18 protein-coding genes are annotated in these 18,902 nt (G+C 65.9%); 8 read left to right on the top strand and 10 right to left on the bottom strand.

Annotation, left to right across the window (positions count from 1 at the left end; all coding sequences use genetic code 11):
- Positions 1 to 45: 45 nt before the first annotated feature.
- The 5 genes from BI347_RS03925 to BI347_RS03905 all read right to left on the bottom strand — a co-directional run bounded on the left by BI347_RS03925 (position 46) and on the right by BI347_RS03905 (position 7,747).
- Positions 46 to 1,875, bottom strand: a complete 1,830-nt coding sequence (locus tag BI347_RS03925; protein ID WP_071111072.1) for a tetratricopeptide repeat protein — start codon at positions 1,873 to 1,875, stop codon at positions 46 to 48.
- Positions 1,876 to 1,960: 85 nt separating this feature from the next.
- The gene (locus BI347_RS03920) at positions 1,961 to 3,838 is read right to left on the bottom strand and encodes a methyl-accepting chemotaxis protein (RefSeq protein ID WP_071115346.1); all 1,878 of its coding nucleotides are present in this window, start codon (positions 3,836 to 3,838) and stop codon (positions 1,961 to 1,963) included.
- Between the two features lie 371 nt (positions 3,839 to 4,209).
- The gene (locus BI347_RS03915) at positions 4,210 to 5,841 is read right to left on the bottom strand and encodes a 3-(methylthio)propionyl-CoA ligase (protein ID WP_083338685.1); all 1,632 of its coding nucleotides are present in this window, start codon (positions 5,839 to 5,841) and stop codon (positions 4,210 to 4,212) included.
- Between the two features lie 122 nt (positions 5,842 to 5,963).
- Positions 5,964 to 6,488: a response regulator transcription factor gene (locus tag BI347_RS03910; protein WP_071111074.1), complete on the bottom strand. Its 525-nt coding sequence runs from the start codon at positions 6,486 to 6,488 to the stop codon at positions 5,964 to 5,966.
- Complete coding sequence (locus BI347_RS03905) at positions 6,485 to 7,747, bottom strand: ATP-binding protein (RefSeq protein ID WP_071111075.1); 1,263 nt, start codon at positions 7,745 to 7,747, stop codon at positions 6,485 to 6,487. The genes BI347_RS03910 and BI347_RS03905 overlap by 4 nt, the downstream gene beginning before the upstream one ends.
- 116 nt (positions 7,748 to 7,863) lie before the next feature.
- On the opposite strand from BI347_RS03905, the gene BI347_RS03900 reads away from it, so the two are divergent.
- The 8 genes from BI347_RS03900 (at position 7,864) to BI347_RS03865 (ending at position 16,570) form a co-directional block, all read left to right on the top strand.
- On the top strand, positions 7,864 to 9,810 hold the full coding sequence (locus BI347_RS03900; RefSeq protein WP_158020724.1) for a TonB-dependent copper receptor: 1,947 nt from the start codon (positions 7,864 to 7,866) through the stop codon (positions 9,808 to 9,810).
- A gap of 25 nt (positions 9,811 to 9,835) precedes the next feature.
- Positions 9,836 to 10,852: an MbnP family copper-binding protein gene (locus BI347_RS03895; RefSeq protein WP_083338683.1), complete on the top strand. Its 1,017-nt coding sequence runs from the start codon at positions 9,836 to 9,838 to the stop codon at positions 10,850 to 10,852.
- Positions 10,853 to 10,854: 2 nt separating this feature from the next.
- A complete protein-coding gene (locus BI347_RS03890; protein ID WP_071111077.1) occupies positions 10,855 to 12,018 on the top strand; it encodes a methanobactin export MATE transporter MbnM in 1,164 nt (387 codons plus the stop codon).
- A gap of 67 nt (positions 12,019 to 12,085) precedes the next feature.
- Complete coding sequence (locus BI347_RS23940) at positions 12,086 to 12,493, top strand: hypothetical protein (protein ID WP_071115345.1); 408 nt, start codon at positions 12,086 to 12,088, stop codon at positions 12,491 to 12,493.
- A 19-nt stretch (positions 12,494 to 12,512) separates the two neighbouring features.
- The gene (locus BI347_RS03880) at positions 12,513 to 12,866 is read left to right on the top strand and encodes a 5-carboxymethyl-2-hydroxymuconate Delta-isomerase (RefSeq protein WP_071115344.1); all 354 of its coding nucleotides are present in this window, start codon (positions 12,513 to 12,515) and stop codon (positions 12,864 to 12,866) included.
- A 242-nt stretch (positions 12,867 to 13,108) separates the two neighbouring features.
- A complete protein-coding gene (locus BI347_RS03875; RefSeq protein ID WP_071111080.1) occupies positions 13,109 to 13,933 on the top strand; it encodes a UDP-2,3-diacylglucosamine diphosphatase in 825 nt (274 codons plus the stop codon).
- The gene (locus BI347_RS03870; protein ID WP_071111081.1) at positions 13,921 to 14,958 is read left to right on the top strand and encodes a glycosyltransferase family 4 protein; all 1,038 of its coding nucleotides are present in this window, start codon (positions 13,921 to 13,923) and stop codon (positions 14,956 to 14,958) included. The genes BI347_RS03875 and BI347_RS03870 overlap by 13 nt, the downstream gene beginning before the upstream one ends.
- An 829-nt stretch (positions 14,959 to 15,787) precedes the next feature.
- The gene (locus BI347_RS03865) at positions 15,788 to 16,570 is read left to right on the top strand and encodes a ferredoxin--NADP reductase (protein ID WP_071111082.1); all 783 of its coding nucleotides are present in this window, start codon (positions 15,788 to 15,790) and stop codon (positions 16,568 to 16,570) included.
- A gap of 129 nt (positions 16,571 to 16,699) precedes the next feature.
- Here the strand turns inward: BI347_RS03865 and BI347_RS03860 are convergent, their stop codons facing one another.
- From BI347_RS03860 to BI347_RS24760, 5 genes are all read right to left on the bottom strand, one after another.
- Complete coding sequence (locus BI347_RS03860) at positions 16,700 to 17,311, bottom strand: hypothetical protein (protein ID WP_071115343.1); 612 nt, start codon at positions 17,309 to 17,311, stop codon at positions 16,700 to 16,702.
- Positions 17,312 to 17,447: 136 nt separating this feature from the next.
- On the bottom strand, positions 17,448 to 18,155 hold the full coding sequence (gene rquA / locus BI347_RS03855) for a rhodoquinone biosynthesis methyltransferase RquA (RefSeq protein WP_071111084.1): 708 nt from the start codon (positions 18,153 to 18,155) through the stop codon (positions 17,448 to 17,450).
- Between the two features lie 193 nt (positions 18,156 to 18,348).
- Positions 18,349 to 18,531: a hypothetical protein gene (locus BI347_RS23450; RefSeq protein WP_139167175.1), complete on the bottom strand. Its 183-nt coding sequence runs from the start codon at positions 18,529 to 18,531 to the stop codon at positions 18,349 to 18,351.
- 8 nt (positions 18,532 to 18,539) lie between these two features.
- Positions 18,540 to 18,773 carry a hypothetical protein gene (locus BI347_RS03850; protein WP_071115342.1) on the bottom strand — a complete coding sequence of 78 codons (234 nt, stop codon included), beginning with the start codon at positions 18,771 to 18,773 and terminating at the stop codon, positions 18,540 to 18,542.
- On the bottom strand, positions 18,770 to 18,895 hold the full coding sequence (locus BI347_RS24760; protein WP_275636889.1) for a hypothetical protein: 126 nt from the start codon (positions 18,893 to 18,895) through the stop codon (positions 18,770 to 18,772). The genes BI347_RS03850 and BI347_RS24760 overlap by 4 nt, the downstream gene beginning before the upstream one ends.
- Positions 18,896 to 18,902 lie beyond the last annotated feature (7 nt).

Below are 18,902 nucleotides of genomic sequence, written 5' to 3'. Positions count from 1 at the left end.
AGGCAAGCGTTTTGTCTTTAGCCGCGCGGCGCGCATGGCCGTACACTATGGCGCGCCCATCCGGCCGATGACCGCGGCCCAATCCTCGCCGCGGCGCTGGCGGACCAGCCGCGCGGACGGATACCACGGCGTGACCTCCCCTTCCTCCCCCCAGCGCCAGTCGGTGTGTTCGCTGGACAGCAGCAACCGGCACGGCACGCCCAGCGCGCCGGCCAGATGCGCCATCGCGGTGTCCACCGTGATCAGCAGGTCCAGCTGCGCCAGCAAGGCGGCGCTGGAGGCGAAATCGCCCAATGCCGATCCCAGCTCCAGCGCGCAATGCCGCTTGACCCACTCCCGCTCCTCCACCACAGGATCGGGCTGCACGCTGATCCAGTGCGCGTCGCTCCGCGCGCAAAGCGGTTCGAACAGCGCCGGCGTCGGCAGCGAGCGGCAATGATCGAATGGATGGGCCAGATGGCCGCGCCACACCAGCCCGATCTTGCGCCCGTCCGGCGGCAGGCGCCGGCGCCACGCCTCGCCCAGTGACGAATCCGCCCGCAGATAGCAAGGCAGGGACAGAGGCTCGGCGCGCAGCAGGCCAGGCAGGCTCATCGAAAACACATGGCAATCGTGCGGCGGGAAATCGGGAGAAGTGCGGAGGATGGGCAGACACTCCGCCGCCGGGTCGTGGGCGGAAAAAAGCGCCAGCAGCGGTTCGCGGCACATCAGCGTCAGCCTGGCCGCTCCGCGCTGCCGCAGCAACGGCAGGTAGCGGAAAAACTGGATCGCGTCGCCGTAGCCCTGCTCGAACACCAGCAATAGATGCCTGCCGGCCAGCGGCTCGCCCTGCCAGCGCGGCGAATCCGGCTGCGGATAATGGCTGGACATCAGCCGGGCTTCGTGATTTTGCCAGCCCGCCTGATAATCGCCGCGCGCCAGCTGCAGATACCCCAGATTCTGCCGCAGCCGGCGGTGTTGCGGCGACAGCGCCAGGCCGCGGCGCCAAATTTGCTCCGCCTCCCGACTCCGCCCCTGTTCCTGCAGCGCGACTCCCAACAGGCACAACCACTCGACATGGCCCGGCGCCGCCAGCAGCGCCTCGCGCAACAGCGCCTCAGCCTCCGCCGGCCGGTTGGTGGCCGACAGCAGCGCCACCAAATTGCCCAGCACCGCCTCCGGCTGCCGCGCATGCGCTTGCCGCAGACAGTCCTCCGCCTCGCCCCAGCGCCGCTGCTCCAACAGCAGCAAGCCCAGATTGTTCAACGCGGCCGCATGCCCCGGCGCCCATTCCAGCGCCCGGCGCAACAGGTTCTCCGCCTCGGCAGGCTGCCCCAGCTCCACCAGCAGCTGGCCCAGCAGCTGCAGCGCCTCGGCATCGTCCGGCTCCAGGACCAGGCTCTGGCGCAAACGCTCGGCGGCCTCCTCGCCCCGCCCCTGCTGCCGCAACAGGCGGCCAAGATTGTAATGGGCGGCGGCGGCCTGCGGCTGCAGGACCACAACCCGGCGGAAGCAGGCTTCGGCCTCGTTGATCCTGCCGCTGTCGAGCAGCAGCGCGCCCAGGTTGCCCAGGCTGGAGACATGTTCGCCATCCCTTGCCAGCTCGGCGCGGTAATGCGTTTCCGCCTCCGCCGCCTCGCCCTGCTCCGCATGCAGGCAGCCCAGATTGTAGTGCGCGTCCGGCGTGGCGGCGTCCCGCGCCAGCGCCTGGTGCCAGCATTGCGCGGCCAGCGGCAATTGCCCAAGGCGGGCGGCGCAAACCCCCAGCAGGTTCCACAATGGCGCGTTGGCGGGCTCGGCCTGCAAGCCTTGCTGCGCGGCCTGCAAGGCGGAGCGGAAGTCGCCTTCCGCCAATAGGCGGGCGGCGCGCAGGGTATCGGCGGACAAAGGCTGCATGGGATTTTCCACAAAAGACGTGTTCGGATAATCGACGCAAAAACGCCGCCTGGCAAGGCGGCGTTTTCTGCGAGGCGGCTCGCGCCTACAGCCGGAACTTGTTGAACTCGGCGTCCATCTTGCCGGCGTTGCCGGCCAGGCCCTGCAGGGTGCTGCTGACGTTCTGCAGCACGTCGTCGTTTTCCAGCACATGGCCGTTGATGGCTTCCGAGCTTTGCGCGATCAGCGTGGTGGCCTTGTGCTGCTCCTGGGTGGAGCCGGAAATCTCGCTCATCTTGGACACCACTTCCAGCATCGATTCGCGGATGGCGGCGATGTTCTCCACCGCCGCGCGAGTCAGCCCCACGCCTTCGTCCACCGCCTGCACCGTGCTGTTGACGTCCCCGACCGCGCGGCCGGTTTCCTCGCGGATGGCTCCCACCATATTGGAGATTTCCAGCGTCGCCTGGGCGGTGCGCTCGGCCAGCTTCCTCACCTCGTCGGCCACCACCGCGAAGCCACGGCCCTGCTCGCCGGCGCGCGCCGCCTCGATCGCCGCGTTCAGCGCCAGCAGATTGGTCTGGTCGGCGATGTCGCGGATCACATTGGTGATGCCGGAAATCTCCTGCGAGCGCTTGTCCAGCGACGACAACATCGCCTCCAACCCTCGCACCGACTGCACAGTGCTTTCCATGCCGGACGACAGCTGCTGCATATTGTCGGCGCTGGCCGCCAGATTCTGTCCGGTGGCGCTGGCCAGATCGTCGGCTTGGCGCGCGCTGTCGGCAATGTGGGAGATCGAAACGGTGATCTGCTCCAGCGTGGCGGCATTGGACGAGGACACGTCGGAGATGTGGCGCGAACTCTGCGCCACGTTGGCCACCAGCTGGCTGGCATCCTGCACGCCGCCGACCACGCCGCCGGCATCCTGCTTCAAGCCGCGGAACAACTGGCCCAATTGGGCGATGAAGGTATTGAACGCGCGCGCGGTAGCGGCGATCTCGTCCTGGCCGTCGTCCTTCAGCCTGAGCGTCAGGTCGCCCTGGCCGCGGGCGATGTCCTCCATCGCCGCCTTCAGCCGGACCAGTCCCACCAGCATGCGGCCGATGACCAGGCTGGCGAACGGGATCATCAGCGCGAACACCAGCAGGGTCAGCCCGCCTACGGTGTACAGCAAGGTGTGCAGCGGGGCCAGGATCTCGTCGCGGTCGGCCACCAGCGCCAGCACCCAGTTACTGCCGGGAATGGCCTGCGCCGAGATCAGCATCGACTTGCCGCCGATATTGACATCGGAAGCGCGGTCGCTCTGCACCAGTTGCGCCAGCCGGTCGGCGGTAAGCTCCGGCACCAGCGTGGTGATGGGCTTCAGCGTCAGGTCGGCCTGCGGGTGGGCGATCACCGTGCCCTTCTTGTCGACGATGAAGGCGTAGCCGTTGCCGCGCACTTTCAGCGCCAGCACCGATTTCACCAGCGTGTCCACCATCACGTCGCCGCCCACCACGCCGGCGAAGGCGCCGTTGTGGTTGAACGGCGCGGCGATGGTGACGGTCAGTTTCTTGGTGGCCTCGTCGACATAGGGGTCGGTGACAATGGGCTGGCCGGCGTCCTTCGCCAGCTTGTACCATTCGCGGTCGGCTACCTTGTAGTCGGCCGGCGCGGTCCAGTCGTCGGAAAACAGCGTGTGTCCGTCGGCGAAGCCAGCGTAGTTGACGTTGAAGCCGCCGGCCTTGGTGCCCACCTTGAGGAAGCGCAGCGCATCCGGTTCATTGGCCGCGCCGGTCTGGGCGACGATCTGCTGCTTTTTTTCGCCCAGCCAGGTGGTCACTACCGAGCTTTGTCCCTTCAGGCTGGCGGCGAACTCGTTGTCCAGTCCGTCCAGGATTTCCGATCTCATCTGCATGAAGACTATAGTCACCAGGACCAGACCGAACAGCGCCATCAACAAGGCGTTGAGCGCGATCAGACGGCTGCGGAGTGATTTCATGTTGTTCCCTTTGGTTCTACGCTGCATTGCCCTGGCGAATCCTGCATCCCCGGACGGACTTGTAATGATTTATTGAAACATACGCTAATCCAAGCCGGGCGAATGCCGCTTGATCAAGCTCATGCCTTTTTAAATATGATAGGTGCAACGCAGGGAACAGTCGATGTGAATACCACATTTGCATCGACGCAAAAAAATACCCCTGCGGCGATGCTGCAGGGGTCAACACGAGGAAGAAACATCGGACCGGCCTCAGCCAGCGCGATATTTCGAGGGGCTAACACCTCAAAACCTTGCGGTTCTCAGTGCAGCCGCCATTCTAGCGCAATTGCTCTACAAAAATCCACAAAATAGAGCAAATAATCCATTCTTCATTTATTCGGCCACCGATGGTCGCGGAACTGCTCGCGCAGTTTCATCTTCAGCAGCTTGCCGGTGGCGGTGTGCGGCAGCTCGTCGACAAATACCACGTCGTCCGGCGTCCACCACTTGGCGATCTTGCCTTGGTAGAAGTCCAGCAACTCATCGCGACTGGCTTTCGCGCCCGGCTTCAGCGTCACCACCATCAGCGGGCGCTCGTCCCACTTGGGATGCGGCACGGCGATCGCCGCCGCCTCCGCCACCGCCGGGTGGCCGACCAGGATGTTCTCCAGATCGATCGAGCTAATCCATTCGCCGCCGGACTTGATCACATCCTTGGTGCGATCTGTGATGCGCATGAAGCCGTCGGCGTCTATCGTCACCACGTCGCCGGTATGGAACCAGCCATCGGCGCTGTGGTTGGCGTCGAGCTCGCGGCGGAAATATTGCGACAGCACCCAGGGGCCGCGCACCTGCAGGTTGCCGAAGGACACGCCGTCGTGCGGCAGCGGCAGGCCGGCGTCGTCGACGATGCGGATGTCCACGCCGTAAATCGGCCGGCCCTGCTTGGTCAGCAGCAGGCGTTCCTCGGCCAGAGCCAGGCCGGCGTGCTTGAGCTTGGGCGTGCCGGTGGTGCCGCAGGGCGACAGCTCGGTCATGCCCCACAGCTGGCGCATTTCCACGCCATGCTCCGCCAACTGCTCGATCATGCTTTCCGGCACCGCCGAACCGCCGGCGATCACCCGCTGCAACGGCGACAGCGACAGCTGCTCGCGCTGGCAATGCTGCAACAACTGCATCCACACCGTCGGCACGCCTATGGTGGTGGTGACGCCCTCTTCCTGAATCAGCTGCAGCAGACTGGCGCCGTCCAGCTTCGGCCCCGGCAGCACCAGTTTGCTGCCGTTCATCGCGCAACTGTAGGGCAGGCCCCAGGCGTTGGCGTGGAACATCGGCACCACCGGCATCACCACCGCGCGCGCCGAGATGTCGAAGCTGTCCGGCAGCGAGCTGCCGTAGGCGTGCAGCACGGTGGAGCGGTGCGAATACAGCACGCCTTTGGGATTGCCGGTGGTGCCGGAGGTGTAGCACAGGCTGGAGGCGGTGTTTTCGTCGAAGCTCGGCCAGTGATAAACGTCGCTGTGGCTGCCCACCAGGTCTTCGTAGCTTTGCAGATCGGGAATGCCGCTGTCCGCCGGCAGATGGGCGTGGTCGGCCAGCAGCACGAAGCGCTCGACGCTGCTGAGCTGGTCCGCCAGTTGCGCCACCAGAGGCAGGAAGGTCAGATCGAACATCAGCACCTTGTCTTCGGCGTGATTGACGATCCAGGCGATCTGCTCGGCGAACAGCCGCGGGTTGACGGTGTGACAGACGGCGCCGCTGCCGGACACCGCGTAGTAGATCTCGAAGTGGCGATAGCCGTTCCAGGCCAGCGTGCCCACCCGGTCTCCGCCCCGCACGCCCAGCGCCTGCAGCGCGTTGGCCAGTTGGCGGGCGCGGCGCGCGGCGTCGCGGTAGGTGTAGCGGTGCATCGGTCCTTCCACGCTGCGCGACACGATCTCGGTGTCGCCGTGAAAGCGCTCGGCATGCGCGAGCAGGTCTGAAATCAACAACGGCCGGTCCATCATCTGTCCATGCAGCATCTTGCCTCCCCTTGTTGTCGATTATGGAAATCGCAAGTTACGCCGCATTGGAGCATAGTCTCCAATCATATTTTCTGATGGCCGGCCATTGCCCGATTTATATATTCGTCATGGCCATTGATTCAGCTTTTCACCGGTTTCTTGGCCAGCATCCGCTGCAGGGTGCGACGGTGCATATTGAGCGCGCGCGCCGTGGCGGAGATATTGCCGTCGTTCTCGCCCAGCACTCGCTGCAAATGCTCCCAGGTGACGCGGCGCAGCGACATCGGCTGCGGCGCCACCGGCAGTTCCGGATTGGCGGCCTGCTGCTCGAACGCCGCCAGGATTTCCGCCACCCCGGCCGGCTTGGCCAGATACTGCACCGCCCCCAGCTTGGTGGCCTCCACCGCGGTGGCGATGCTGGCGTAGCCAGTCAGCACCACGATGGCGCTGGCCGGACACGCCGCGCGCAAGGCCGGCAGCAGCCTCAAGCCGCTGTCGCCGGCCAGGTTCAGGTCCAGCAGGATGCGCGCCGGCCGCCGCGCCGCCATCTCCAGCGCCTCGTCGGCATTGCGGGCGCAATGCACGGCATGGCCGCGCCGCGCCAGCGAACGCGCCAGCACCATGGCGAAAGCCTCGTCATCGTCTATCAGCAGGAAATCGCTCATCGCCCTTCCTCCTCCTGCAAGGGCAGGCGGATGCGGGCGTGCACTCCGCCCTCGGCGCGGTTGTCCAGGCTGAGCGTGCCGCCCAGCCGCGCCAGCGTGGCGTGGCTGAGCATCATCCCCAGGCCCAGGCCGGCCGGCTTGGCCGAGTCCAGCGGCGCCAACCCGGCGCGCGCCAGCTGCGCCTCGCTCAGGCAGCCCTGGCGGTTGACGATGTCCAGCTGCAGGCTGCCGGCCTGCCATTGCGCGCTCACCGTCACCGCGCCGCCGCCCGCCTCCGCCGCGTTGTTGACCAGATTGAACAACGCCGGCCAGAACGCCGGATCCAGTCTCGCTTCCGGGTCCGGCCCCTGCGGCGCCTGCCACTCAAGCCTCACGTCCGGCCGCAGGCTGCGCCAGCCCTCCAGCCGCTCCGCCAGCGCCGCGAACAAGGGCAAGGGCCCCAGTTGCGGCTCGGATCCGTGCTTGAGGCGCGCAAGCGTCGCGCTGCAGCTGGCAAGCTGCGCCTGCATCAGCAGCAGGTCCTGGCGCAGCGGCTCGTCTTGCCCGCGTTCGCTCAGCAGTTCGTCCACCAGCAGGGTCAGGGTGTTGAGCGGGGTGGACAGCGAGTGCGCGGCGCCGGCCGCCTGCATGCCCACCGCCAGCAGTTGCTCGTCGCGCAGCTGGGTTTCCCGCGCCTCGGCCAGCGCATTGCCCTGGCTCTGCAGCTGGCGCGCCAGCCAGGAAACGAAACCGGCGATCAACAGCGCCGACAAGGCGAAAGTCAGCCACATGCCCGACAGGTGCAGGTTGAAGGCGTAAGCGGCGTTGCCGCCGTTCAGCGGCCAGTCCAGATGCCATTCGAACAGCAGGCCGTAGGCGGCCACGCTGAGCCATGCCAGCAGCCAGGCGAACCAGCCCGGCGACAGCAAAGCTGCGAACAGCACCGGCGGCAGATAGAGCGAGGCCAGCGGATTGGCGGCGCCGCCGCTGAAGGCCAGCAGTTCGGTCAGCACCAGCGCATCGAACAGCAAGCCCAACCGCAAGCCCTGCTCCGCGGCCAGCCCCCAGGACGGCAGCCTGGGCAGCAGCAGGTTGACCAGCGCCAACGTGGCCAGCGCCTGGCCTATCAGCAGCCAGGGCAGCTCCACCTGCTCCAGCGCGCAGCCGGCCAGCATCGCCAGCGCCAGGAACAGCATCAGCCAGCGCAGCCGGCGCACGCGCTGTCCGGCGTGGTGGACGTCGCCAGCCGGGCCGGGCTTGAATATCGGGTTCCACTTCATGCCGCCACTTTACCACCAAGCCCATATGGCGGCCGCTGCGACAATATGCCGCATTCCGGGCCGGGATGGTTTGCACTAGGATCGCCGCAAACTTAAAACAAATTTGCAATTTCCTGATGAACCTGAAAAAAGCCCTGCTTCCCTTGCCGCTGGCCATGGCGGTCTGCCACGCCTTTGCCGCCGATTTACCCACCTTTCAGGGCGACAGGATAGTCGTCACCGCGGTCCAGAGCGACCAGGTGCTGACCGTCGCCACCGACCCGCGCGCGCCGCGCCAGCCGGTGCCGGCCGGCGACGGCGCCGACCTGCTGAAAACCATTCCCGGCTTCAGCGTGGTGCGCAAGGGCGGCAGCTCCGGCGATCCGCTGCTGCGCGGCCTGGGCGGCTCCCGCCTCAACATCCTGGCCAACGGCGGCTTCGTATACGGCGGCTGCCCGGGCCGGATGGACCCGCCCACCGCCTACCTGTTTCCCGACGCCTACGACAAGGTGGTGGTGGTGAAAGGCCCGCAATCGGTGAAATACGGCGGCGCGCTGATCAGCGGCGCGGTCAGCTTCGAGCGCAAGGTCAAGCCTTTCGATGAAAGCGGACTGCGCTTTGACGGCAGCCTGCTCGCCGGCAGCGCCCAGCGCCAGGACGTCTACACCGACCTGACCGTGGGCGGCAAGCAGGGCTATCTGCGGCTGATCGACTCCCACAACCAGGCCGGCGACTACCGCGACGGCGACGGCCAGAAAGTGCACTCGGCGTACCAGCGCGACAGCCAGAGCCTGATCGCCGGCCTCACGCCCGGTCGCGACACCACGATCGAGCTGTCCGGCGACTTTGGCCGCGGCCGCGCCGCCTACGCCGACCGGATGATGGACGGCAGCCAATTCGACCGCAGCGCCTGGGGCGTCAAGGCCGAGCAGCGCAATATCGCGCCGTGGCTGGACGCGCTGCGCGTCGCCGCCAACCGCAGCTACGCCGACCACGTGATGGACAACTACTCGCTGCGGCAGCTGGCCCCGGACAAGGCGCAGCGCGCCAGCAACCCAGACCGCAACACCGACGCCGCCAAGCTGGAAGCCGACCTGGCGCTGTACGGCATCGACTTCACCATCGGCGCCGACTGGCAGCGCGACCGCCACACCAGCCGCGTCGGCGGCACCAACTATGCCAGCCTGCCGCGCATCGCCGACCAGCACCTGCAGCGCGCCGGGCTCTATCTGGAAGGCAGCTTGCCGCTGTACGGCGGCAAGCTGACCGCCGGCTGGCGCCACGACCGCGTCCGCGCCTACTACGACGCCAGCCCCGGCCGCGGCGAACAATTGCAGGATTACCGGCTGTACAGCGGCTTCGCCCGCTACGAGCGCCAACAAGGCAACTGGACGCCCTATCTGGGCCTGGGCATCGCCCAGCGCGCGCCGGACTACTGGGAGCGCTCCTACGTGGCCGGCAAGCGCGCGGTGCTGCAGCCGGAACGCAATGCCCAGCTGGACTTCGGCGCGCTGTACCGCGGCGATAGCGTCAAGGGCTCCGTGTCCGCCTACCTGAGCCGGATCGACGATTTCCTGCTGGTGGACGACGACGCCAGCCAGACCACCCGCAACATCCAGGCTTACCGCTACGGCCTGGAGGGCGATCTGTCCTGGCAGTTCGCGCCCGACTGGCAGCTGGCCGGCAGCGCCGCCTACAGCTGGGGCGCCAACACCACCGACGACCGGCCGCTGGCGCAGACGCCGCCGCTGTCCGCCACCATGAGCCTGGCCTGGGACAACCAGACCTGGGCCGGCGCGCTGGTCTGGCGCGTGGCGGCCGGACAGGGCCGCTACGCGATCGGCCAGGGCAATATCGCCAGCAGCGACATCGGCCCCACGCCCGGCTTCGCCACACTGTCGCTCAACGGCGGCTGGCGCGTCAGCAAGGCGCTCAAACTCACCGCCGGCCTCGACAATCTATTCAACCGCACCTACGCCGAGCACATCAGCAGCAGCGGCGCCGACGTGGCCGGCTATGCCCGCGCGCTGCGCGTCAACGAACCCGGCCGCACGCTGTGGCTGAAGCTGCAGGCGCACTGGTAAGCCACCAAACAACAAGCGGAGAACCATGATGAACAAGCACTGGATGCTGGTATCCGGGCTGTGCCTGGGCCTGGCCGCCTGCCTGGGCGGCGGAGTCGGCGTCAGCGACAGCCCGTCGCCGAACCCGGACAGCGGCCAGCCCGCGGCCGATCCGGGCTACGGCGGCGGCAACACCACCGTGCGTTTCGCGCTCAAGTCCGGTAACCAGGCGGTGAACTGCAACAGCCTGCTCAGCGGCATCGGCGTCTCCCAGGCCCAGGCCAAGCTGACCGAGGGCATGATCTACGTCCACGACGTGGTGCTGATCAACAGCCGCGGCCAGGAAGTGCCGCTGCAGCTGGACCAGGGCAGCCCATGGCAGTTCCTCAACCTGGCGCTGCTGGATTTCGCCGGCGGCAGCTGCAAGCAGCCGGGCGTGGACAACAACAAGCCGCTGGCCGGCAGCAACAGCGAGGTGGTGGGCAGCGTGCCCGCCGGCGCCTACACCGGGCTCAGCTTCAAAGTGGGCGTGCCGGTCTCCGCCAAAAACGCCAAGGGCGAGGATGTGGCGCTCAACCATCAGCCGGCGCACAAGCCGCCGCACCCGATACTGGGCGTGTACTGGCTGATGTGGGAATGGCAGTCCGGCCACCGCTTCATGCGGGTGGACCTGGCGCCGGAAGGCGGCGTCAAACGCCAGGACGGCTCCAGCAACGACAAGTGGGCGTTCCATCTGGGCTCCACCGACTGCCAGGCCGACAGCGCCGTCGTTGGCGGCTACCGCTGCGGTAAGCCCAACCGCGTCAAGGTGAGGTTCGACCAGTTCAATCCGCGGCAGGACCGGGTGGTGCTGGATCTGCAGTCGCTGTTCGCCGGCAGCGATGTCGCGCGCGACGATAGCGCCGACTTCGGCTGCAAGTCCAATGTCACCGACCAGGAATGCCAGACCCTCTTCCGCCAACTGGACCTACGCCTGGACGAAAGCAGTCCCGGCGGCAACGATGGCGGCCAACCGCTCACCGATGGCCGCCACTCCAAGGTGTTTCGCCTGGAAAAGATCTGACCATGAAGCGCTCCGCCTTGCGGGCGCTGGCTGGCGGCGGGCTGCTGTCTGCCTTGCTCGCCGCCGGTCTGCCTGGTGACGACGCCGGCGGCCGCCAGCCGGCCGCCGCCGGAGCGGACTGGCAATGGCAACTGCCACCCGGCGTCGCGCCGCCGCCGGTGCCGGCCGACAATCCGATGAGCCGGGCCAAGTTCGAGCTGGGGCGCTACCTGTTCTACGACAAGCGGCTGTCCGGCAACGGCGACATCAGCTGCGCCAGTTGCCACCCGCAGGCGCGCGCCTTCAGCGACGGCGTAGCGCTGTCCATCGGCGCGGAAGGCGAGCGCGCGCTGCGCAACGCCCAGCCGCTGGCCAACGCCGCCTGGCGCCGGAGCTATACTTGGGCCAACTACTCGCTGACCACGCTGGAGCGGCAGATGGACGGTCCGCTGTTCCGCACCGATCCGGTGGAGATGGGCATCAACGACGGCAATCTCTCGACGGTGCTGGCGCGGCTGGCGGCCGATCCGCATTATCAGCGCGAATTCGCCCGCGCCTTTCCCGGCCAGCCGCGGCCGCTGACGTTGGAAAACATCGTCAAGGCCATCGCCAGCTTCGAACGCGGCATCGTCTCCTTCGACTCGCGCTATGACCGCTACCGCGCCGGCCAGACCGAACTGTCCGCCGCCGAGTCGCGCGGCCTGCGGCTGTTCCGCTCGGAACAGGGCCAGTGCTACCGCTGCCACGGCAGCGCCGATTTCGACGACCAGATGGCCGGCTTCAGCCGGGACCTGCCCTTCCACAACATCGGCCTCTACAATCTGGACGGCAAGGGCGGCTACCCCTTTCCCAACCGCGGCGCGCTTGAGCTGAGCGGCAAGGCCGCCGACATGGGCCGCTTCCGCAGCCCCAGCCTGCGCAATGTCGCGCTGACCGCGCCCTATATGCACGACGGCAGCGTGGCCACGCTGGAAGACGCGGTGCGCATCCATGCCGAGCACGGCCGCCGCGGCGGCAAGGCCGGCGATGGCCGGCTCAATCCGTGGAAAGACGCGGCGATCGACCGCATCCGGTTGAACCGGCGCGAACAGGCCGACATCGTCGCCTTCCTGAAAACACTGAGCGACGACAAACTGATCCACAACCCCAGGCTGGCCGACCCGTTCGCCGCCAAACACGGCAAATGACGGCGGCGCTCGTCGCCGGCCAGGCAGTCTGCTACGCTGGGCATCTTTTGCCTTCCCCTGAGCGCGGATGAAGACCCCTTACCTGAAAATCCTGGCCTGCGGGCTGACCCTGTTCATCCTGTTGGGCCCGCTGGTGGCGCTGCTGGCCAGCGGCGTGGTGCCGATGATGGCCTACCTGATGGGCGCGGTGCCGGCGCTGATCTTCGGCCTGATGCTGTGCCTGCTGCGCATCGTCCTGGCCGGCCCCATCGCCCGCTGGCAAACGCTGTGGCCAGCCTGGCTGCTGGCGCTGGCGGCATTCGCGCCCGGCGCCTTCAGCGGCAGCGTGATCACGCTGCTGTACGCCCGAATCGCCGAACCGCTGCTGTACAACGACGGCATGACGATGTATCTGGGCGCGATGGCCGGCGGCGTCTGCAATGCGCTGTTCTGGCGCATGCGCTTCGGAGCCGGCAAACCGATGGCCGCCAAATAAGAAACGATAGAGGAAGAAAATGCCCCATTGCGTGATCGAGTGCCCAGCCGAACTGGCGCGGCGACAAGACATGAAGCCCTTGATGCTGGCGGTCCACGAAGCCGCCGCCGCCAGCGGCCTGTTCGAAGCCTCCGACATCAAGGTGCGGGTGCTGCCGTCGGAACATTACCTGGTGGGCGGCGCGACCGAGCCTTACGTGCATGTGACCAGCCACATCCTGGCCGGCCGCAGCGACCAGCAGAAGAAACGGCTGACCGAAGCCATCGCGCGCGCGGTCTGCGTCCAGTTACCGCACGTGGCGATAGTCACCAGCGAAGTCCGCGACATCCAGCGCGCGGCCTACAGCAACCGCCACCTGATCATGGCAGGCTGATCAGCCAAGTCCGGCTGTTGTGGCAAAACCGCAACGCCGGCCCTGTCCGCGCAGACCGGGCGCACGCGCCGCGCCACCGCGGCCAACGCCTCATCCGCCGTCCGCATCCCACCAGCCTGGCCGTGCCCGCCGCATGAAATCGTTCCAAAACAGACGATTCATCCCGCCGTCAACAAAGCCTCATCTGCCTGTCATCTTGCGCCTGCAGCATGGCCCCATCATCCCGGTCCACGGACACCGCCATGCAGCCAGACTCGGCTTCCGCCGCCCCGCGCCGCCTGCGCAGCATCTGGATATCCGATGTCCACCTCGGCACCGCCGGCTGCCGCGCCGACCATCTGCTCGATTTCCTGCGCGAACATGAATCGGAATATCTGTACCTGGTGGGCGACATCGTCGACGGCTGGCAGCTGAGAAAATCCTGGTACTGGAAGCAAAGCCACAACGACGTGGTGCAAAAGCTGCTGCGCAAGGCGCGCAAAGGCTGCCAGGTGATCTACATTCCCGGCAACCACGACGAGGCGGCGCGCCAGTACTGCGGCCTGGACTTCGGCGGCATATCCATCCGCCACGAGGCCGAGCATCTCACCGCCGACGGCAAGCGTCTGCTGGTGCTGCACGGCGACGAATTCGACGGCGTGATCCAGTACGCCAAGTGGCTGGCCTATGTCGGCGACAACTTGTACACGCTGATCCTGCAGCTGAACCGCGGCTTCAACTGGGTGCGCACCCGCCTGGGCCTGCCCTACTGGTCTCTGTCGCAATACCTGAAACACAAAGTTAAAAACGCGGTCAACTTCATCAGCCAGTTCGAAACCATACTGGCCAGCGAAGCGCGCCGGCGCGGCTTCGACGGCGTGATCTGCGGCCACATCCACAAGCCGGAAGTGCGGATGATAGACGGTGTCCTCTACGGCAACAGCGGCGACTGGGTGGAAAGCCTGTCGGCGCTGGTGGAGCATCCCGACGGCAGCCTGCAGGTGCTGCACTGGACCGCGCTGACGCTGCCCTGTGCCGAGGAACAACCCGACAGCCCCACCAGCAAGGAGTCCACATGCGCATCATGATCGTCACCGACGCCTGGAAGCCCCAAGTCAACGGCGTGGTCCGCTCGCTGACCGAAACCGTGCGCGAACTGGACGGCTTCGGCCATCAGGTCAACATGATCACCCCGCTGGAATTCCACACCCTGCCCTGCCCCACCTACCCCGATATCCGTCTGTCGCTGCTGCCCTACCGCCAGGTGGCGCAGCGCCTCGCCGGCTTCGCGCCGGACGCCGTCCATATCGCCACCGAAGGACCGCTGGGACTGGCCGCCCGCCGCTATTGCCTGCGCCACGGCCTGGCCTTCACCACCGCCTACCATACCCGCTTCCCGGAATACATCGCGGCGCGCTGCCGGCTGCCGCTGTCCATCAGCTACGCCTGGATGCGGCGCTTCCACAACGCTTCGCAGGCGGTGATGGTGCCCACCCGCTCCATCGCCGACGATCTGGAAAAGCGCGGCTTCCGCAATGTCAGGCTGTGGAGCCGCGGCGTCGATACCGCGCTGTTCACTCCAGGCGAGCGGCACAGGCTGGACGACACCCAGCCGCCGCGCTTCGTCTATATCGGCCGGGTGGCAGTGGAAAAAAATATCGAGGCCTTCCTCAAGCTGGAGCTGCCGGGCTGCAAATGGGTGGTCGGCGATGGTCCGCTGCTGCCGCGGCTGAAGCAGCAGTATCCGGACGTGCACTTCGCCGGGGTGTTTCCGCAGAACGAACTGGCGCGTTTCTACCGCGCCGCCGATGTCTTCGTCTTCCCAAGCCTCACCGACACCTTTGGCCTGGTGCTGCTGGAAGCAATGGCCTGCGGCACCCCGGTGGCCGCCTTTCCGGTGGCGGGCCCTCTGGACGTGGTGGGCGAATCGGGCGCCGGCGCGCTGGACTGGGATTTGCGCGCCGCCTGCCTGAAGGCGCTGGACATAGACCGCCAGCATGTGCGCAAGGTGGCCGAGCGCTACTCCTGGCAGGCCGCCAGCCGCCAGTTCGAATCCCATCTCAAGCCCAATGCGCCGGAAGCCGCGCCCGCCCCGCAAGGCGCGCTGGATTAAAAGATCCTTGCTTCAGCAGCTATAAGCACTATATTGGAAAGGTTGAAGCAACCGGAAGGGAGAGCGATGTGTCAGGCGACAATATCCGGCCACCTTGTGCTCAACCCGGCATTGCGACCGCGCCCGTTTGAACGGCTGCGGTCGACACCATCGGTGCCAGCAATGCCCAAACCAGCGTCCAAGACGGATGCGTGAATATCTCCAAGGCCGCCGGCCTGTCAGACATGACTTGCAGATTCATGACCAGCACACTGGAAGATTGTGGTTGAAGACACGGAAACGCTGTTTCCGCTTATGTGCCCATCGAGGGCCAGCATGATGTGCCGGCAGTATCCCGAATCGCAAAGCACCGGCAATCTGTTCCCAGCTTCAACGGGCATGCCAGTTTCAGCGGCATGCGGTGTAGTCAGTCAGGTCCGCGCCGTTACATGATGGTTCCCAAGCGCGACTTCGATGTTTGATCCCAAGCAAGTCTCAGAGGGCGTCCCACCACCGGGACGCCCTCTTACTTATGGCCTGGCAAGCTTGATGTGGCTCAGACAAATAACTGTCGGTGCTAAAAAAATCAGCAAACAATCTTCCAGCCAGCCGTCGCTGTCGGTTAACATGCGACCATTACGCGTGGCTTGAAGCATCGCCCGCGCGCCACTCACGATAGCGCCGCCCACCCGGTCCGGCGTCGTCCCAAGCACAATCAGCCAACATGGACTGCGGTCCATGCAGCCATACAACACCCGAAGCCGCAGGAAACTGCAGTGGGCCGGCAAACGGGTTAAAATCTTTGCAACGCAACATTTTTCGATCTATTGGATAGTGAGCCGCACGAGATATGTCCTCTCCCAATTTGTCCGCTGAAAAAGTCCTGTCCGTCCATCACTGGAACGACACCCTGTTCAGCTTCACTTGCACCCGCGATGCCGGCCTGCGCTTCATCAACGGCCAGTTCGTGATGATAGGCCTGGAAGTCAACGGCAAGCCGCTGATGCGCGCCTACTCCATCGTCAGCTCCAACTACGAGGAGCACCTGGAGTTCTACAGCATCAAGGTGCAAGATGGCCCGCTCACCTCGCGCCTGCAGCACCTGAAGGTGGGCGACACGGTGATGATCAGCAAGAAGCCCACCGGCACCCTGGTGCAGGACAACCTGCTGCCGGGCAAGAACCTGTATCTCTTGTCCACCGGCACCGGCCTGGCGCCGTTCATGTCCATCATCAAGGACCCGGAAGTCTACGAGCGCTACGACAAGGTGATTCTCACCCACGGCGTGCGCTGGGTCAGCGAGCTGGGCTATCACGACTACATCACCAAGGAATTGCCGGAGAACGAATTCTTCGGCGAAATGGTGAAGGAAAAGTTGATCTACTACCCAACCGTCACCCGCGAGCCGTTCCGCAACCGGGGCCGTCTGACCGACCTGATCACCAACGGCAAGCTGTGCGCCGACATCGGCCTGCCGCAGTTGGATCCGGCTCACGACCGCGTACTGATCTGCGGCAGCCCGAGCATGCTGCACGACCTGTGCGAAATCCTGAACGGCATGGGCTTCAAGGAATCGCCGCGCATGGGCGAGCCGGCCGACTACGCGATCGAACGCGCCTTCGTCGAAAAGTAAGCGGACGCCGTCAAACAAAAAGCCGACCCTGAGGTCGGCTTTTTTCATGTCCCATCAACAGGCTGCGGACAAAAACAAGGGGAGGCGAACGCCTCCCCAATTTTTATGCGAGCCAGATGCGATCTGGTTTTATTTGGCGGCCGAAGCGGCAGCCTTAGCCTTGTGATGCTTCTTGGCGTGGTGCTTGTGGGCCTTCTTGGCTACCGGGGCGGAAGCGTCGGCCTTGGCGGCTTGGGCTTTTTGCGCGGCGGAAGCTTCTTTCTTGGCGGCGTGCTTTCTAGCGTGGTGCTTGTGCGCTTTCTTGGCTGCCGGGGCGGAAGCGTCGGCCTTGGCGGCTTGGGCTTTCTGCGCTGCGGAAGCTTCTTTCTTGCCAGCGTGCTTTTTAGCGGCGTGCTTGTGAGCCTTCTTGGCTGCCGGAGCGGAAGCGTCGGCCTTGGCGGCTTGGGCTTTTTGCGCGGCCGGAGCGGAAGCGTGCTTCTTCACGCCCACTTTTTTCTTCACGACCTTCTTGGCCGGAGCGGAGGCGTCAGCCTTGGCTGCCTGGGCCTTCTGGGCGGAAGCGGTAACTTTCTCGGCCTTCTTGGCGTGGTGGATCTTGGCCGGGGTTTTCTTTTCAGCTTTCTTGGCAGCCGGAGCTACCTTGGCGGCCGGAGCGGAAGCCGGAACGGCTTGAGCGGCGAAACCAGCGGCGGAACTCAGGCCAAATACGGCGGACAGGGCAAGAAGGGTCAGCTTTTTCATGATTCATCTCCAGGTCGGTAACGGAGGACTTGCCTCCGGAGGCACCGTGTTTGGTGTTTCCTTGAGACGTATCCTAGCCCCGCCCCACCTCCCCGTCTGTTAGCGCCTTGTAAGCCCGTGTAACGCGACGTACAACTCAATCGCGCCGCCTGGCGGTGACGATCTGGTACACCCCGCCGAACACGGTGCGCTTGCTCCAGTCGAATCGTTCCGCCTCTGCGGCGTAAGCGGCGATGCCCTTGCGCCACAACGCTTCGGCAAACGGCTCCAGCAGCCGGTTCACCCATTTGAGCAGCCAGCCTATCGGTTGCCAGAACGCCGGCCGGTGGTAGTCGACAAACAGCGCCCGTCCTCCCGGCGCCACCTGCGCCAGCATATTGTCGACAATGGCGGATTTCTTGTCTTCTGGCACCTCGTGCAGCAGGAAGAAGCTGCAGACCAAGTCCGGCGCCTGCTCCGCCTGGTAGCGGGCGGCATCCGCCTGCACCACCTTTGCCTGCGGCAGGCCTGCCAGCTTGCCCTGAGCCAGCTCCACCTGGATCGGGGTGACGTCGGTCAGCACGAAGCGGCCCGTGCCCCCGATCCGCGCGGCGGCCCGCTGCACCAGGTCGCCATAGACGTGCGCCACCTGCCAGACCCGCTCGCCCGGCCGGATTTCATCGAGGTAGGCGCGCATCAGCCGCCGGTCGTTGCCGAACAGCAGCGTGCGCACCACCAGCTTGTGGTCCAGCATCCTGGCCTTGCGGGGATTGACGTAGGCCCAGTCGTAGACCTCGGTCATGTAGTCGGGCACATCGCGGTAGTAATGCCCGTGGGGAGGGGCGCTTGTCTTCAGTGTGGTCATGGCGGCTACCGGTAAGTATGTGGACTCAGCTTAACAAGGGCGGCCACCCTCTGGTTTGAGCCAGGCCAAACCTTGACCGTTGCGCGCCGGCTCAGCGGGCACCGCCCGCCTTCGCATCGGCTGCGGCCGGTGCCGCCGTTCCCAGACTGGGCAAGGCATCGCCCAGTTGCTCGATCAGGCGCCGCAACTCCCGCTAGGCTTCGCCCATCAGCTCTTCAAGCTCCGGCAAGCCTTTCCCGGCGTTGAGCGCCGCCCCCAGTTGCGCCGCCAGCGGTTGCAGATCGTTGGCGGCTCGGGTGGAGCCAGTCCGGTCCTCGCGCGCCATTTCGCGCGGCACATCGTCCAGCGCTCCCGCCTGACCGTTACGAAGCGTCACAGCAGATTCTAGTGGGAGGCGCGCTTGCCCAATAGCCGGCGCAAGGCGTTGCCGACGTCCAGGCCGGGAATGCGCCGCAGGGGATCATCGTCGTCCATTCCGGCCGGCAGGCTGTCCGGCTTGGCCGGCGCCGGCGGATGCCCGCCCTTGCCGGCTGGTCTGGAGCGGTCCCGCGGATCCCAGTGCCGCAAGGTGGCGAACAGGCTGGCCGGATCGATCAGTTTGGCGATGTGGTCGCTCATCCCGCTTCGACGCAGCGCTCGCGGTCGCCGGTCATCGCCAGCATCGGCAGCTCCAGGTCCGCGATGCGCGGCCCCCTGTCCACCGCCCACCGCTCCACTCCCTTGCGCAGCCCCTTTCCCACAGCATGT

It is taken from the genome of Chromobacterium sphagni (genome assembly GCF_001855575.1).
Lineage (GTDB): Bacteria > Pseudomonadota > Gammaproteobacteria > Burkholderiales > Chromobacteriaceae > Chromobacterium > Chromobacterium sphagni.
This window is presented reverse-complemented; position numbering and strand designations above follow the sequence as displayed.